This is a genomic window from Labilibaculum manganireducens, from assembly GCF_963665805.2.
Classification (GTDB): domain Bacteria; phylum Bacteroidota; class Bacteroidia; order Bacteroidales; family Marinifilaceae; genus Labilibaculum; species Labilibaculum manganireducens.
Genome location: NZ_CAXXEE010000003.1, coordinates 558,521 through 577,111, shown reverse-complemented (window position 1 = coordinate 577,111; position 18,591 = coordinate 558,521). Strand labels below are relative to the sequence as shown.

General features: G+C 36.8%; 5 protein-coding genes. 3 read left to right on the top strand and 2 right to left on the bottom strand.

Going from position 1 to position 18,591, the window contains the following annotated elements; genetic code table 11:
• Positions 1-430 precede the first annotated feature (430 nt).
• The 3 genes from ACHZAX_RS02390 to ACHZAX_RS02380 all read left to right on the top strand — a co-directional run bounded on the left by ACHZAX_RS02390 (position 431) and on the right by ACHZAX_RS02380 (position 4,935).
• Positions 431-3,013 (top strand): S9 family peptidase, encoded by a 2,583-nt coding sequence (locus ACHZAX_RS02390; protein WP_320017873.1) that lies wholly within the window; start codon positions 431-433, stop codon positions 3,011-3,013.
• A gap of 332 nt (positions 3,014-3,345) precedes the next feature.
• Complete coding sequence (gene yaaA, locus ACHZAX_RS02385; RefSeq protein WP_320017872.1) at positions 3,346-4,116, top strand: peroxide stress protein YaaA; 771 nt, start codon at positions 3,346-3,348, stop codon at positions 4,114-4,116.
• Between the two features lie 105 nt (positions 4,117-4,221).
• Positions 4,222-4,935, top strand: coding sequence for a hypothetical protein (locus tag ACHZAX_RS02380; RefSeq protein WP_101310829.1), 714 nt, complete (start codon positions 4,222-4,224; stop codon positions 4,933-4,935).
• A 91-nt stretch (positions 4,936-5,026) separates the two neighbouring features.
• Here the strand turns inward: ACHZAX_RS02380 and ACHZAX_RS02375 are convergent, their stop codons facing one another.
• Positions 5,027-6,022 carry a PorP/SprF family type IX secretion system membrane protein gene (locus ACHZAX_RS02375; protein ID WP_101311273.1) on the bottom strand — a complete coding sequence of 332 codons (996 nt, stop codon included), beginning with the start codon at positions 6,020-6,022 and terminating at the stop codon, positions 5,027-5,029.
• A 229-nt stretch (positions 6,023-6,251) separates the two neighbouring features.
• On the bottom strand, positions 6,252-18,491 hold the full coding sequence (locus tag ACHZAX_RS02370; protein WP_320017871.1) for a T9SS type B sorting domain-containing protein: 12,240 nt from the start codon (positions 18,489-18,491) through the stop codon (positions 6,252-6,254).
• Positions 18,492-18,591: the final 100 nt, after the last annotated feature.

Genomic DNA, 18,591 nt, shown 5'->3' with positions numbered 1-18,591 from the left:
TTCGCCCCCGTTACAATAAAAAAATAAAAATTAATGTGAATACGGAAAGCTTAAGCTGGTTTAGCTCTTATAAGTGCAAGGTGATGATGTGACAATTGTATTCATAGCTTTCCTCCGTTTTTTTGAGTAAAACAAATATAAGTCATTTTCATTAATTCATTTATAACATGACCTTTTTTTTTTACAACTCCCGAAATATTGAATAAAAAACAAATGAATTTGCACTTATCGTGTTAAACGGCACAGATATCTAAAAAGGACTGGTTTCCCAACAAATATCCTTTTTTATCAAACTAAAATTCCATAGTATTGATGTTTAAAATGCCAAAGCGGTTTTTAACACACTGGGAAATGATCATCTCAGCAGGCTAAATTCTCCCGAAACAAGTTCGGGACAGGCTATCTGACAAAAACTTAAAATTATAAACAGATGAAAAAATATTTTGTACCTACAATGATGGTACTGCTAACTGCAACCACATGCAGCTTCGCACAAAAAGAGAACAGCAAAAGCATTACAATTGAAAACTGGCTTCAAACCGATCCTGTAAGTTTACAACTGCCAGCTTTCCACTCTACAAAAAACATCGAAGGAAAAACCTTCGAATTACAAAACCTTTTACAGGACAATCAGCTTGAAATAGATGAACTTCAACCTGCTGAAAAGGATCATTTAAAGTGGAACGGTGAAAACTTACAATGGAGCAAAACAGCCGCCAATAAAAAAGGTTTTACAAACAGCAAATCTGCCGAAAACAGCCTTTTGTTTTATGCGTCTTATTTCTCTGCGGATGAATGGCTGCAAGCAAAATTAATTGTAGAAGCCTATCCAATGCTTGAAGTATATATTGATGGAGAAAAAAAGATTTCTCACTACGGGGAGGAAACTGATGATGCCAAGGAGCTTTCGGAAGAACTTAAGCTTGAACCCGGTAAACACTGCATTCTTGTAAAAGTTGTTAGCGGGAAAAAGAACGACTTTAAACTTGGTATTACTCCCAATAAGCCCTGGGATGAAAACAATATAACATTATCCTTATCGCCTGAGAAAAGCATTACCATTCATAAAGTATTGGATGGTGAAAATGTGCAAAACATCGAATTATCTTCCGATGGAAAATTAGCCTTGCTAAGCTTTAGCAGAACACTTCCTCCATCGGACAATAGTGAGAACTGGAAAGAAATTCAGGAAATTGAGAGCGGAAAAACCTTATACACCTTCCGGGGAAGTCAACTGGCAAACATACAGTGGCTGCCTACAGGAAACCGTATTTCGTACACCAAAGAATACAACGAAAAAACTAGTCTTTTTGTTTTTGATTTTGAAAACGGAAGAGAAACGGAAATAACCAATAGTATTGCTGACTTTTCGGATTACAACTGGACTCCCGATGGAAAACAAATCATTTTCTCAGTAACGAAAGATTATTCGGAAGATTGGAAGATCAGAAAAATTCAGGGAATGGAAGATCGTTTGCCTTGGTTTCGAACCCGAAGTTTCTTATACAAACTGGATGTTGCCAGCGGCGTAAAGCAACGCTTAACCTATGGAACGATCACAACCAGTCTGCAGGATATCAGTCCCGACAGCAAATACATTCTTTTTTCTCAATCACATCCCGATTACAAGGAATATCCATACGATAAACAAAATCTTTATCAGATGAACCTCGAAACTTTTGGGATTGATACCATCTGGAAAGACAAACTATTTGGTGGTTCGGCACAATATTCTCCCGACGGCACTCAGCTTTTGGTTCAGGCAGGTCCTTCCTGTTTTGGTAAACTTGGCGAAAACATTGGCAAACAGCCATTGGCCAATAATTATGACGGACAATTGTACATTTTCAATCTGAAAAACAAAAAAGCCGATCCAATTACCATTCATTTCGACCCATCGGTTAGCCAGGCTGTTTGGAACAAAAGGGACAAAAATATCTATTTAAAAGCAAATGATAAAGATTATATCCGACTGTATCGTTACCAACCAACGAGTAAGGCGTTCAACACTTTACAAATAAATTCAGATGTTATTGGCAACTTTAGCCTTTCGGCTAACGGAAAAAACATTGCCTGCACAGCATGCAGTATATCTTCACCTTACAAAGCTTTTGTTTATGAATTGGCTTCGAATACAAGTAAACTGATCTCCGATCCGCAAAAAGAGAATTTGAAACACGTGGAATTTGGAAAAACAGAAGACTGGAATTTCACCAAAGAAGATGGTAAAACCATTATTGGAAGAGTTTACTATCCTCCAAATTTCGACTCCAATAAAAAATATCCTGTAATTGTAAATTATTATGCAGGCACATCACCTGTTGAAAGAAGTTACGGTGGCAGATATCCTTTGAATCTTTATGCATCAATGGGATATGTTGTTTATCTGCTTCAGCCAAGCGGAGCTGTTGGTTTTGGACAGGAATTTTCAGCTGAGCACCAAAACAACTGGGGAATTACCACCGCTGATGAAATTATTGAAGGAACCAAAAAATTCTTAAAAGCCCATTCCTTTGCCGATGCAGATCATGTTGGTTGTATTGGAGCATCCTACGGTGGTTTTATGACCATGTTGCTGCAAACCAGAACCGATATTTTTGTGGCAGCCATTTCGCATGCCGGCATTAGCGACATTACCAGTTACTGGGGCGAAGGTTATTGGGGATATTCCTATAGTGTGAATGCTTCCGGCAAATCATTTCCATGGAACAATCGAAAACTATATATCGATCAAAGTCCATTATTCAATGCAGATAAAGTTGTAACACCAATGTTACTAATTCACGGAAGTGCTGACACGAATGTACCTCTTGGTGAAAGCATTCAAATGTATCAGGCATTAAAATTACTGGGAAAAGATGTAGACTTTGTTCAAGTAAAGAATCAAGATCATCACATTAAGAATTACACTCAACGAATACTTTGGAACAACACCATATTTGCCTATTTCGCAAAACACTTAAAAAACCAGCCACAATGGTGGGAGGATTTATATCCGGATAAGAATTTATAGTCTGACGGTTTTGATTGTTAACGCTTTGATTTCAAGAGCAAATTGTAATTTTAGTTGTGTTCTTCAATGGCAAAAGTCATTAGCAATCAGCCGTTGGCAGATAAAGACCAAGGGCTAATTACTGCGTTCTTTTCTGATACCGATGCTTATCCCATACTCCAAAGCCGGCTAAAATATGCTGATAAATTAAAGGGTGTTCTTAAGCAGAGCACCCTTTTGCTTTTCAGGATCAATTCATAGACAAAACCTAAGTCTTTATCAATAATGATAAACACTATTGATGCTTCAGTCAATTATAAGTAATTTTAAATTCAACACTAAAAAAGTACGCTATGCTAATTGTAATATCGCCCGCTAAAACACTGGATTTCGAAAGTCCGGCACTCTCAAACCTATATTCTGATGCTTCTTTTTTAAAAGAATCCAAACTTTTAATCAAAGAGCTCCGCAAACTTAAAGTCGACAACATTGCGGATCTGATGGGAATAAGTCCGAAACTGGCACAACTGAATTTTGAACGATTCCACGAGTGGAATACTCCCTTTACTACGGCGAATTCCAAGCAAGCTTTATTGGCCTTTAAAGGAGATGTTTATACGGGTATTGATGCCACAACTTTCTCTGAGGAGGATTTTATCAGATCTCAAACAGATCTTCGAATCCTTTCCGGATTGTATGGTGTTCTTAAACCAATGGATTTAATTCAGGCCTATCGTCTTGAAATGGGCAAAAAAATAAAAACAGGCAGAGGAGACAATTTATATCAATTTTGGGGAGATACGATTACGAAATCAATTAATCAGAGTTTAAAAGAAAACGATCACAAACATTTAATCAATTTAGCATCCAACGAATATTTTAAATCGATTAATAAAAAGAAAATAAAAGCTGAAATTATCACTCCTGTATTTAAGGATTTAAAAAATGGAGAATACAAAATGATTAGCTTCTTTGCCAAAAAAGCAAGAGGATTAATGACTCGATTCATTATTCAGAATAAAATTACTGATCCCGAAGAATTAAAAGCTTTTGATTTGGATGGATACATGTACAACCCAATGCTTTCAACCGAAAATAATCCTGTTTTCACAAGAGATCATTAAAGAAAAATTACCTTATTTAAAAGCGTTTAAGGCCTTGTTTTTACTCGCAATTTTTACTAAGTTTAAATAAGACAATCTCAATAAAAACCTGAAAATCCTTCTCCTATGACTGATAAGAACATTGTAGTTAAATTCGGAAGCCTGCTTAAAGAGGAAACCCTTGAAGTTATTGACAGTAAAATATTGCCTAATACAATTGTTTTAGAAGCGACCAACCCTTTTCCCGGCTACTATGAATATTATGAAGGAATTCAAAAAGATATTAAACCTCATTACATTTATTTGGTAACCAGCAAAAAATGTGATTTAGAAGAGTTTACACGGGTTACTCAAAAAATCATGTCTTATTTTGAAGTGGATTTTCATGCTGCTATGGGTACCATTACAATTTATAACGATGTTTATCATGTAATAAGAATCAGAAGATTAACCGAGTATGATCAAATAAAAGATCTGCAATCGTGCTACATAGAAGAAGGTATTAATTTAAAATCGAATGCGACAATACCGCACAACTCCAAAGCAATGATTCAATTGGATAAATTTTTTGCATTGGATGAACTTGGTAATGGATATTTCTCGGATCACATTGAACCAAACCATGGCTATTTTACCATTCCACAGAAGCTAAGCTGGAAGCAATTTGAGCACTTAACACAGCAGGTGAAATACAATATGGATATGTTCCATTTTGATGCCTCTCTCGGCTTTATTTACGACAATTTTAAAGCTGTAGACATGATCCGTATTTATGCTGAAAATCTTGACCTTGAATTATTGAAAAAGATTAGAGCCAAATTTATTGAAAGAATTAAATAATTAAATTTGAATCAAATATGAAAAGGGCTGTCGATAACGACAGCCCTTTCTTTATGAGTTTTATTTATTTTCTATTTGTATTACAATGCTGTTAAAATACGGGAGAACGAACAGCTTTAATCTTTCTTTTCCTTTTACTGGTATCAAATGCCAAAGGAAATGAGAACGAAACCTCGTGTGCTCCTGTATTGGTATGGATCAATTTTGTAATTGCGTAGTCGTAACTATAAGCGACTTTAAACCTTTCGGTAACAAAACCAACCATAGCTATAAATGAATCGTAATTCAGCTCAAAATTCTGATTAAACCACAATCCAAAAACCATTGAACTCTTACTGGCATATAAACCGTAATTCATCTGAGAAAAATCACCTTGTTTTTGAAATAACAGTGCCGGAGCCAAAATCCATTTATCAACATAGCTACGACTTCTTCCACCCAATACAAATTCAGCTCCTGCATGAAAAGTATATTTGGTTTCCAATTTATCTTCATGTTCATCATCAAAACTAAGATCCGGCTTTGCCAGATGATGAGCCGCAATACCAAAATAAAAGTCTTTATAGTAGGCAATTGCTCCCAACGAGAAATCCCATCCATCTTTTTTCCTGTTCGCAGGATCATTATTATTATTATGCTCAAATATTTTACCATGAATTGGTGACACCTGATCGGGGAACACTAAATTCGTCCAATCTACTCTTTTTTGCAGAAAAGACGCTTGAATGGCTGGTCTCACAATTAAATCATCATTAATCCGCAGGTAAAATGAATACATTCCTGCAAAATTTGTCGTTTTTAGTGCTCCGTCTCCCTGATCATCCTGAATAACCATGATTCCAATTCCCCCGTTTACAGCTTCATAAAAATTATCAAATGAAACACTATAGGTTACGTAGGGTAAATCCAAATTTGGCCATTGGTTCCTATAATTTAAACTTACATTAGAATAATTAGTAGAACCAGCGAGAGCTGGATTTAAATAGAGTTTATTGGCATAAAATTGAGAAAACCGAATATCCTGAGCTTTACCCGTAGAAACAATTCCTGCAATCAATATACAAAAAGCGAATAGTGCCTTTTTCATAAATAGTATAATTAAAGTTCTCCGCCAGGAGAATTTTCATTTAGTGGTTAATTCAAACTATACGCGCCAAAATTTATTTTGTTAACAAAATCCGGCATTATTTTATTTTTTCATTACAAAACCAAATTTCCAATTCCTTAAATCGTTATTAGTAATGAATGTTATTTCACGCAGTTTGAGTTTCTGCGAACAGAAACTCAAACACACGTAAAATAAAACTTTCTTCAAATTATCTTATCAACATAAAGGTTCCTTTATTGGTGAGTTCCCCATTTATAAATACAACCCAAACATATGCTCCGGCCGGACAAAGTTTCCCTTTGTATTGTCCATTCCATCCGCCTTTGTACCCTTGCTCGTTAGTCTTATACAGCAATTCTCCCCAACGATCGTAAACATACATCTCAAACTCTTCAATAATTGAGAATCTTTCATCGGCATTTCCTCCCATATTCTCATTATCGCCAACAAAGAATCTATCATTCGTTCCATCATCGGCTAAAGGTAGAAATGCATTTGATGACTCAATTCCAACAGGTTTCACTTCCACGTAAGCAGAATCGACAGCAACACAACCTAGATTATCTGAAACACTTAATTTATACATTCCTGTTTTCGATACTTCAATGCTATGAGCGATACTACCATCCTGCCAGTCAAAAAAGTAAGGTGTAAACTCCAAAGGAAGATTAGGAGCAAATGTCACTGTTTGTCCTTCGAAAACCAATGTATCTTTTAGTCCTAACTCCATTTTTGGATTAATTACGAACAATTGTTCATCACCACAACCATAATCGTTGGAAACTTCCAATTTATATTCTCCTGGCTTGTCAATCGTTCTTACCGGTGAACTATCATCATCATTCCAAACAGGATTCTCCTTACCCGCTACATCAACTTCAAACTTATCACCATAACAGCCAAACATATCCTCTTCTAAAGTTGGATCAGCAACCATGGTAACAGTTACTTCTCCTGCAGCATCACAACCGTATAAATCAGTTACACTAATGGAATAAGTATGTGTTCCTGCAGGTGCATCAATAATTTTAGGACTTCTTATATCCGAATGATCCAAATGATCTGGATTTGTCCAACTAATTACATCTTGATCTCCAACGATATCGGTTTGCAAAACCAACTGATTGCATTGACTAACTGTTGTATCATTAATAGTTGTTACAACAGGAAGAGGAGCTACTGAAAGGTTTAATAAATCAATTCCTTCACAACCATGCTCATCCTTAACCATTGCCAATAATACCTGCGATTTTCCAGGTGTAAATGTAGGATTCATTGAATTAGGATTATCTAAATTATCCGGTAAAACCCTATTGTTATCCTGCATTTTAAACCACTGGATATTATCTTCGTCTGTTTTAGCACTAAGCGGTGTCGGAATACAACTACCTACAGTAATATCATCAGTAATATCAACTACTGGTAAAACATCTACCGTTAAATTAGTAACTGGTGTCACATTCGAACATCCGTTTCCATCTGTATAAGAATAGTGTACCGCATAGGTTCCTGCACCACGATCAGAAGGATTAAATTCTGTTTGTGAGATTCCATTAATCCAATAGATTCCACCTTCAGGGAAACCTCCGGTTAACACGAATCCATTTTCACAAACTCCTTTAGAGCCTAAGCTTATTAAGTTCACGTTTGGAAGTGCATTTAATACAACTGCAGAATCAACTCGAGATTGACAACCTGTTGCCAAATCCCTAATCGAAACAGAAAGACTGCCCGGAGAAAGTTCCTCCCATGTAACTCTGGTTTTTGCTCCTTCTTCAGGACCGGCAAATATACCACCGTCAACATTCCAACTGTAAACATCAGCATTTACCTGATTGAGCACATAAGTCACACGATCTTCTTTAGCACAAAGTGCCATTCGACCATAAATCGCAGTATTTGGAAGAGCATGAACAACTAATTCTGTTGGTTTCGTTGATCGGTAATCGGTACAATCATCAGATAAAATGCAAGTATAATAACCACTATGGGAAACCTGAGCCGAATCAATCGATAATGATGATGTATTTGCTCCGCTAATAACTCCTGGAACATCAACAACATCAACTCCATCAACTTTCCACTGGTAATTTACATTATTCCCCACAGCATCTGCTGTAAACAATACATCTTCACCAGCACAAACTTCCATATCAACCTGATCTGACAGAACCTGCAATTGCGGTGTTACATTCAAAGCAACCACCGGACTAAATTCTTCTCCACAAGTAGAATATACTCTGCAATTATAATCTCCGTCATCCGAAAGCTTAATATTTGTAAGACTTAAAGTCTCACTTGTTTTTCCAGGAAGATCAATACCATCTTTTCTCCACTGATATTTTAGCAGTTCTCCTGTATATTCAACTGTAAATTCAACCAATGGCTCATTTTCACAAACAGCTTTTCCAACTGATGAAGAGACATATACCGGCAACTGAATAACTTCCAAATTCGCACTTGAAGAAACATCACCACACATACTCGTAACCTGAATTTCGTAATTGCCTTCGTTACCTAAAGCTAGTGGATCGTAATGAAGTATTTTCTGATCAGATACGTTAACTCCGTCCATCGTCCACTCAAATGTCATGCTCGATGTTCCATCAATATCAGGAACCCAATCCAAAACACTTCCTTCGCAAAGGGTCGTATCACTTAAGGAAGTATTTAAAACTGTTTGAGAATAAACCCGTACTGTTGTTGTCTCAGTTATTACAGAAATTCCTTCGCCTTCAATCTCACATGTATAAACTGCAGCATCTGCTAAACCAAGTGCAGCAAAGTATAAATTCAGACTTGTTTCAGAAGGAATCAGATTATCATTTTTAAACCACTTAACTGATGAGATTTGGCCTGTTGCAGATATTGACAAACTTAAAGGATCGCCAACACACTTTTCCTCTAAAGTATTCAATCCGGAAACAATAGTGACAGGTTCCTTTACAGTTAATTTACCTGACGCCAATCTTTGACCACAAGCTCCAGTAATTTTACAAGTATAATAACCGGCATCAGCCATCGCAATATTAGTAAGAGTTACAGAAGGCCCTGTTTCTGTCAAAGGTACTTTTGTTCCATCTGTTAATTCATGAGTCCACTCAAAAACTAAATCAACACCAGTTACGTCTACTGTCATTGTATAACTTTCACCTACATATTTAGGAACATTTTTAAGTGTTGCATGAAGTAGAGTGTTCGGTTTAACAGTTAAAGTTGTTGATTGAGAATCGTCACCACAACCTGTTGTACTGGTAATCTTACATTCAACATTATAAGTTTTGGATGTATTTAAATCGAAAGGTACGACAACAGAAGCATCAAGTACTAATTCTGGTGAATCATTGAATTGATCAACGTCGTCAACCAACCACTGATAATTGAGGTTTGCTCCAGTTGCAACTGCTCTAAACACAACGTCGTTTCCTGCACAAACAGTTTGGGATGCTATTGGATTAAGAGTTAAAATTGGATTGATCACCTGATTGCCTAAAGAAGCATCCGAACCACATAAATTATTAACAGTAACCAGATAATTTCCCGCTTCAGATAATTCTGCCGTTCCTAAATCCAATTGATCAACAGTAGTCGTTACTTGAGTAACATTATCATTTAGTGTCCAAACAGGATCATCATAAGTTCCGCTTACAACAATTGGTCCGAGTACTAAAGACTCTCCTTCGCAAACTGCAGCAATAGCATCTATCCCCGTTGTAATTTCAGGTACATCCAATGTTTTTACTTTTATTGTATATACGATATCAACCCCACAATTTCCAGAGACAGTACAAATATATGTACCGGCATCAGCAGCATCAACAGAAGGTTTTACGTAAGTTGAATTCGCGGCAAAACCTGCACCATCTTTAGTCCATACATATGATGTAACATCACCAATAACTTTAGTCTCCAATTTTAATTCTGCACCAATACACAAGGTTGTTTCTGCATTCCATGTATTACTTGCTGCAATTGGTTCATAAACACTTACATAACCAGAAACTGTTTTAGTAGTACATCCGTCTGAAACTTCAACTTTGTACATACCCGTTTGCGCTTTATCTGTCGCAGTCAAGCTGAAGCTTGGATCTGTACCTATTAGCACATTATCCTTATACCAATTATAGCTTGCTGTCTTAGCTGCATCTATTGTTGTAACACCAACAGATAACACTTCGGTATCTCCAATACAAACCTGAGAAGAATTACCCCAAGCAGCAATTGTAAGTTCGTCATAATGATAAACTACAAAATTATCTGTTTTATCAGGACAAACACCACCATTACCAGCAGTTACCTGATAATTTCCATTATCTGAAGCACCAATACTTACTGTTGATGTGGTTGAAACTTCAGCAGCACCTTTCATCCAGGAAAATGAGATTGGCTCTGTTCCTGAAAGATTAGCCAAACTGATTTGTTTCTCAACATCAAAGCATAAATTCTCATCAGCAATAGCATCAAAACTAACTGGTTCAACAACATTTAACGAAGCAACACCAGATGTTTCAGCAGCACTCACACCATCACGAACGATGCATCGGAAAGTCCAACTGTTCATTGCAAGAGTTGTTGTTGCTATTTCTAATTTTGAACCATTAACATCTGTTACAACATTTAATTCTGGAACTCCGCTTACAGTATTATAAACAATACCATCTGTACTGTATTCCCAATCGTAATTCAAACCTGAAGTTTTTCCAGTAATTTCAAAATCTACAGCTCCCCCCAAACAGGCTTCCATATTCTGTGGTTGCCCTGATATTTTAACAACAGAAGTTATCGTTAATGTTGCCAGATTACTTGTTGCATTTGCAGAACATTTTGTATTTCCAACAATACAACGGTATTGATTTCCATTAAAATTTGTCTGATCTGCTCCGGTAATACTAAGAGTTGCACTTGTAACTCCGGTATATTTCCCTCCATTTGAAAGGCTATTCCATCCCAAACCAGTATCTTCTTGCCACTGGTAAGTGTAATCAGGTTCTCCTGCAGCTTTTACTGTAAATGTTGCATTTCCACCATCAGGAATTGTACTGTTCAAAGGATCATCAACAATCGAAACTTCTTCGTAAACTGTTAAGGTTGCAACTGCGGATGTCGCAGTATTACACGCATCACCCGAAACAACACAATAGTAAGATTGACCATCAACCGGTGTCGTAACCGTTAGGCTGGAAGTATTTCCAACTGAAGTATCATCTTTATCAAACCATTCGTAATTTACTGTTCCTTCAGCTGTTCCTGTAACAGAAAATACCGGATTGGCATCACTGGCACACATTATTTTATCTGTAGGATCAGTAACTGTTGCATCTTCCTTAATATCTATCACATAGCTTATAGTAGCGTCTCCACAAGCAAGATCATTATAAACATCACATTTATATGTTTTCTCATTAGCTAACGAAACATTGCCCAAATCGTAGCTCGAACTTGTTGATAATACAACTCCCGGACTTGTACTTTCATACCACTTATACTGAATATTGCTGCCAGAACTTGTCGCAACAGAAAGAACAAGGGATTCTCCTTCACATTTTGATAGGTTATTAGTTACAGCTGTTGTTACGTTGATAGCTTCATAAACTTCCAACTGAACAACATTAGTATCATCATCAGTCAATCCATCACTTAATACACATTTGAATGTCCAGGAATTCATAGCTGTTGTTGAATTAGCAACTGTCAATGTAGAAATTCCTCCTCCTGTTACAACAGTCATACCGTCTTGTCCATCGGCATCTACAAAACCCGCACCTTTGTCATATTTCCAAATAAAACTGGTAACAGCACCCGTTCCCTCAACAGTGAAAGTAGCTGTATTGGTTTCACAAAGCTTCTGATCAACAGGTTGATCTTTTATTTTAATAATATTATTTAGAGTCAAAGTTGCAGGTAAACTAGTAGCTATTCCTGAACAAGATGAGCTGGTAACAATACATCTGTACTTGTTTCCATCAAATCCATTTGTCATTAAGACTCCTGTTAGTTTTAACTGGGAAGATGTGGTTCCAGAATATTCAGCACCGTCAGATAAATCAGTAAATCCAGAACCAGAATCCTCTTGCCATTGGTAAGAATAAATTGGTTCTCCGGATGCTGTCACCTTGAAACTCGCATTACCACCATCGGCAACAGTAATATCAACAGGATTAGTTGTACTAACTTCTGATAAAACAGTTAGGCTTGCACTATTCGATTTCGCCGTTGAGCAATAATCTCCTGATACAACAGCATAATAACTCTGCCCGTTAACCGGACTTGTTACTGTTAAAATATTACTTGTCGCTCCAACTACAAGATTATCATCTTTATCATACCATTCATAGTTTACAATTCCTTCAGCTGTTCCCGTTACAGTAAAAGCAGGATCTGTATCATTTGCACACATAGTAACATCAGCAGGATTTGTAACAGCAGGCAATTCCTTCACATCCACAACAAAAGTTCTCACCTCATCACTACAATGTTCATTATTATAAATTTCACATTTATAAGTTCCTGCCTTAGCTGATGAAATGGTACCCATATTATAGGAAGCATTTGTCGATAAAATTGAGGATTCAGCTCCAACTTTATACCATTTGTATCTGATATTATCACCCGTTGCAGTTACTGACATTGAAAATGCCTGACCAACGCAAGGAGTAAAAGTTGCATCAACAGTTGTAACTGAAATATCAGCCAAAACATTTATGACAAGCTCATTCGAATATTGATCAGCACTAACACCATCACTTACAACACATTGAAACTTCCAATTATTGATATCCAAATCATCCGCAGGAATTGTTAATGTTGACACTAATCCAGCTTCTGAAGTAGAAATTCCATCTTTACCGTTAGCCGTTTCGTATGCTCCTGCTCCTTTTTTGTAGTACCAGGTGTAAGTTAATCCTGCTGTTGTACCTTCAACACTAATGCTGGCATTGGTATTAAAACAAACAGTTGTGTTTGTTGGTTGAACAGCAATCTTTGTAACCTCTGTAACCGTTAGTGTTGCAGGATTGCTGGTTACTGATGAAGCACAAACCGCTCCAGAACTAATAACCTCACATCGATATTGGTTTCCATTAAAAGTTGCTTTATCAGCACCGGTTATTTGCAATTTGGCCGAGTTAACACCTGAATATTTCCCTCCGTTTGAAAGGAGATTCCATCCAGACCCAGTATTCTCATACCACTTGTAAGTATAAGATGGTTCACCCGAAGCTACAACACTAAAGCTAACATTTGCTCCATCTGAAATTGTTCGATCCAGAGGGTTTGTAACAGCTACATTTTTAATAATGGTTAAGCTTGCTTTATTTGAAGTCGCAGTATTACAAGTACTACCCGAAACAACACAATAATAACTTTGTCCGTTAACGGGTGAAGTTACTGTTAATGAATTACTGGTTGCACCAGCTACTGCAATGTTATTTTTATCATACCACTGATAAGTTACCGGAGCCTCGCCTGTGCCTATGACTGTAAAAACAGGATCTGCATCTGTTTCACACATCACAACATTTGCAGGATTTGTTACAGCAGCATGTTTATTAACCTGAACATCAAATGTGAGCGTCTGATTTCCACAATTTAAATCATTACTTAATTCACATTTATATTGTCCTGACTGAGAGAATAAAATATTTCCTAAATCTAAATTAGATTTATCCGATAAAGTAGTAGAAGGGTCCGTTGTCTTATACCATTTGTATGCAATATTATCTCCTGTTGCAGTCACAAATAAATTAGTGGCAACATTTTCACAAACCACTGTATTGGCAGGAGATTGATTAGTTACTACAATTGTATTTCTAACATCAAGATTAATTGTTACTTGTGCATCACCACAATAATCTGTTTCAATTTTTGCAATGTAATCACCGTCATCTGCAGGACTTGTGGCAGGATTAATAACAAAATCAGCAGGATCAGCATTACCATCTGTAATTACAGCTCCATCTTTCCACCATACAATCCCTTTATGTTCTCCCGATGCCGAAACATCTAAACTAACTGATCCGGAGCACTCTGCCAGAGTATTGTCTAAAGCACTTATTACTGGCTTAGCATGTACAATAACGCGATATGTCTTTATCGGAGTTTCACACTTTCCAACAACAGTTGCGGTATATAAATATGGACCAACAATAGTATGTGCATCCAGTTGAATAGAAGTTCCTATTCCTATATTCGTACCGGCAAAGTTTTTCCAAACAATTGAATAATCAGCAGAATTACCATTAATCTCAGTAGTAAGTAAACTAAGCAATGGTTTTTCACCCTCACAAATATTAATTATTTTATCAGAAGGATCAACAAGGGAAACATGTGTATTAACTTTCAATTCTCTTTGAATAACCGCAGTTCCACAGCTCAAAGTAACATTACAATAATAAACTCCCGCATCCGCCAAACTAACATTTGTCAAACTCAAAGTTTCTGTCGTTCCAACTATTGGGCCTGAATCCTTATCCCCAAATCTCCATTCGAAAACAGGAGATCCTAAATAAGTTATTGTCGTTGAAAAATTATCGCCGACACAAACAGTCGATGTTCCTGTTGCCGGAGAAGTAACAGCTTCTTTCGTTAAATTGGCAGTTGCTGTTTTCGTATTTCCACACTGATCGGTAACAACAACTTTGTAGTTTCCAAAGTCAGCATCCTGAACATTCGACAATTCCAATTTATCAGAATCTGTTCCAATTGGATTTCCTAAATTGTCCGTCCAAACATAATGAAGAACAGTGGCGGTAGGTATTGTAGATACTTTAGCTTCAAAGGTTACATTCTCACCAATACAAGTTCCAACATCAGCAACTGAAAGAGTCCCAAAATCAGAAAACATATTTAATGTACGCTTAAAAGAAACCGGAGCATCACAAGAACTTCCAGCAAAAAATTCCCAGATTCCCTGATGGCTTGCATCAACCGTAAAGGTATATGGATTAGTTATGGTTTTAATTGTTCCATCAGGCTCCTTTACCTGATAAATATATACTGCTCCATTAATATCAACATCAAAAGTTGCTGTAACACTAGTGGTATTACAAAACGGACCAGTATTGTCTAAACTAAACCCATTTACTTTAATTTTAGGGGTTACAATTAAATCTGCGGCCGAAAATCCAGAATTACATCGATTTGTAACATCTACCCTATAATTTCCTGCATCAGCATTCTTAACACTTGATAAATTAAGAGAAGATAAATTATTCAATAAATCAACTCCGCCTTTGTTCCAACTATAGGTATAAAAATCACCGGGATATTTCATATCCACACTAAATGAATGATTATTCCCTTCACAAACCGTTGCATCCTGCAGTAGTTTATCAAACTCTACCAATGGATAAATATCCAAATCAAATACAGCCATCCCCAAACTATTTGGACACTCGACTGTTTCACCGGCAATTGTATAAACACTGGTTACTTTAACTTTAAATGTAGCATCTCTATCTAACATTGAAGCAGTATAATTCAATACACTTCCTGTTTCTGATAGTGTTTGAGATCCTCTTTTCCAATCATAAGTTAAAACACCATCACCTGTTGCCAGAGCAGTTAAAACAATATCCTGCCCCACACACAAATCATCATTTGAAGTTATACTATTTAATACTGGTGTTGATAACACATTAATAACAACCTGATCAGATGCAACCCCACAACCATTCTCAACCTCGCAACGAACTGTATAGGTTCCGGTTGGGTAATTAAATGTGTACGGATTTTCCAATGATACAGGAGAAGTTCCTCCATCAACATACCATTTTACATCTCCAGCATCTCCAGTTACCAACGCATTTAATATCGTACTTGATCCCGAACAAAAACTAGTCTTGTCTGTATCAATACTTACTGTTGCTTCCTCATCAACTAATACATTTAATGTAACATCCACTGTAGCTCCGGAAGTTCCACAGTCTTGATATTCCGGTTTAAATCCGATAGTACATATATACTGCCCTTCTTGTGATTTCTGAGGATTAACAAAAACTAATTCATGTGATTTAACTCCACTAAATTCTGTTCCATCAACCAAATCGACACCACCTTTAGACCATGAATAGTCGTACCAGGTTATATCTCCATTTGAAACATCCAATGAATTCTGTATACCTTTACAAAAATGAACAATATCGCCATCACTTCCATAACTGAAATTTGGAACAACCTTCGCGATGAATTTTGCAGTATCCTGAACTGCCTGAACGAATGATATACTATCCAAAGCAAAAAAAGCATCCTGAGTATCAAGATTATGATTAAGTATCTTAATTGTTGCCTTCCTTGCTGTTCCCGGTTTCCAAAGAGCTGAAACCGATTGCCACTCTGTAGATTTGTCTATTTTAAAATCTTCAATAATTGCCTCATCGTTAACAAGCACTTTAAGCGACTGATTATAAGTCGAGTTCTCTTTTGCCAAACGCCCGTGCAACTTAAAAATATAACTGAAATTTTCTTCTACAGGTAATTCATTCACCTGATAAACCACTTCTCCTTGTCTATCCGAATATCCTAAGAACATTCTTCCTCCGTCCATTGCTCCAAAGTCAGCTAAAACAGGATTTTCTGCTACAGGGGTGGATGCCAATGCGAAATTTCCAGGGTCAACAAGATTACTGGTAACTATTTCGTAATCAGACTCAAACCCATTAAAACCATCAGAAAAATCACCGTTAAATAAAATATCCAAACTTGGATCTCTGTAATATCCCAAAACATAATAGATCGTTTCTACATCCGGAGCTGGCACAACCAGCGGTCCATTCTCAATAATTGGATCCCCTGTAAAATCATTTACATACCATTCATAAAAGTCTGGGAATGGTTCTACAAGAGCAACACTTATATTATCATCATAACTTTCACAAACCAGACTTATTTCTTTATCTATATTTAAGGTAGGATGAATTGGAGATACTGCCTTTGTAAAACCAGAATAGTATCCTGCAGCACCCAAAGTATAGGAACTCGCTGTCCAGGCAACATTTATAGCCTTACTCCCTGTAAAACGACAATCACCGCTTATATTCGGTACTTTATAATATACCCATTCTGTTGTTCCAGGCACATTCTGAGGATTACTTAAGGATATTCCATTACGCTGTACATCTACATTTTTTTGCGACAAAACCGTAACCGTTGGATTTATAAGACCTCCGGTACCGGTAGTAATGTAATTAGCTTGAGGAATCACAACCTCCTTAATTCCCAATCCTGTAAGAGGAGGAATAAAATTAAGTCCAATATTTGTCCAGTCCTGACTTGTACCACACATGGTTTGGTAAACATATACATCTTTACCTTTTGTATCAATATAAAGTGTTGGAAGTGCTTTAGGATTAACAATGTCATCCAAAATGATAAAATCGCCTGCATCAGCCAGTGTACCTTTATTGTTTCCATTTACCCATACTTCGGTATTTGCCTGGGTTGCCACAACAATAGTTCTTTCCTGTCCAGCATAATAAGCAGTAGGATCTGGCTCAGCCTTTCCTTCTCCTTTCATTACTATGTATTTGTCTCGCACCTGATCCACCGGAACAATCTGATCGAAACCAATATCCTGAGATGGCTTCGCCCCTGCTGTCCATGAACCACAATTCACAACAATTTTTTGAGTTGATGTAATATGCGTCCCATTCATTCCGTTTCGCACCATGGCAGTTTCGCCACTAAATTGACTAGTATGCAAATTTACCCCAATGACATAACTCTGCCCTTTGCTTAGTGTCCCCGTTATAACATCAGAAGGATCTATTGATTGTAAAACTACATTTGCACCATCGTATTTTGTAATGTACTTACATTTAATTCCAGAAAAATTAACGGTTGTCTGCCCATCTTCAACAGCCATCACTGAAATAAAGTGGCTTCGAATAGGATAACCTCCACTATACGAAGGATCTGAATAATTAATTGTGTGGCTATACAAATGCCCTGAATAAAAATCTTTTCCTTTGGCATACGCTCCTTTTGCCGAAAGAGAACCTCCATGCGTTAATGCTCCATATTCCCCGCCATTACTAAAGCCATGCCTTATATTTGCGAAGAAAGGACCATCATACGAATAAATTCTTAAACCCCTTCCGTTTAAAGGTTTGTTTAATTCTTTTGGTCCTATAATTCCATACGAATAACTACACCCATCAGGATAAGTACTCGAATTATGCGAACTATACGTAGCTCCTCCCGGAGTTTTAAAAACATAAGTTTTGCTTTGATTACGATTAATTGTAAACGGGCCTGCTACTGTATTACCTTGTCCATCTTCAATAAAAACCTTAAGGTCTTTTTCAGAATTGGTTGACAAGAAAAGTTCTTGTTTTCCCACCTGAGCAGAACAATAAAACGGCGGCACATAATGCTCATAGTCATACTGAGCCATTCCGCTGAATGGCAAAATAAACAATAAACCAATACAGGCTAACTTAAATACTTTCATTAATAGGGTAGAAATTTTACCATTTCTCATGTCATTAAGATTCAAAGTTAAAACGAAATTAATTTGCAATGAAAGACACTTTACATTGAAAAAGCAACAT

Excerpts from the sequence above, each read along its gene's own strand:
- ACHZAX_RS02390 (WP_320017873.1), top strand. The coding sequence starts at position 431 with ATGAAAAAATATTTTGTACCTACAATGATGGTACTGCTAACTGCAACC.
- ACHZAX_RS02380 (WP_101310829.1), top strand. The coding sequence starts at position 4,222 with ATGACTGATAAGAACATTGTAGTTAAATTCGGAAGCCTGCTTAAAGAG.
- ACHZAX_RS02375 (WP_101311273.1), bottom strand. The coding sequence starts at position 6,022 with ATGAAAAAGGCACTATTCGCTTTTTGTATATTGATTGCAGGAATTGTT.
- ACHZAX_RS02370 (WP_320017871.1), bottom strand. The coding sequence starts at position 18,491 with ATGAAAGTATTTAAGTTAGCCTGTATTGGTTTATTGTTTATTTTGCCA.
- yaaA (WP_320017872.1), top strand. The coding sequence starts at position 3,346 with ATGCTAATTGTAATATCGCCCGCTAAAACACTGGATTTCGAAAGTCCG.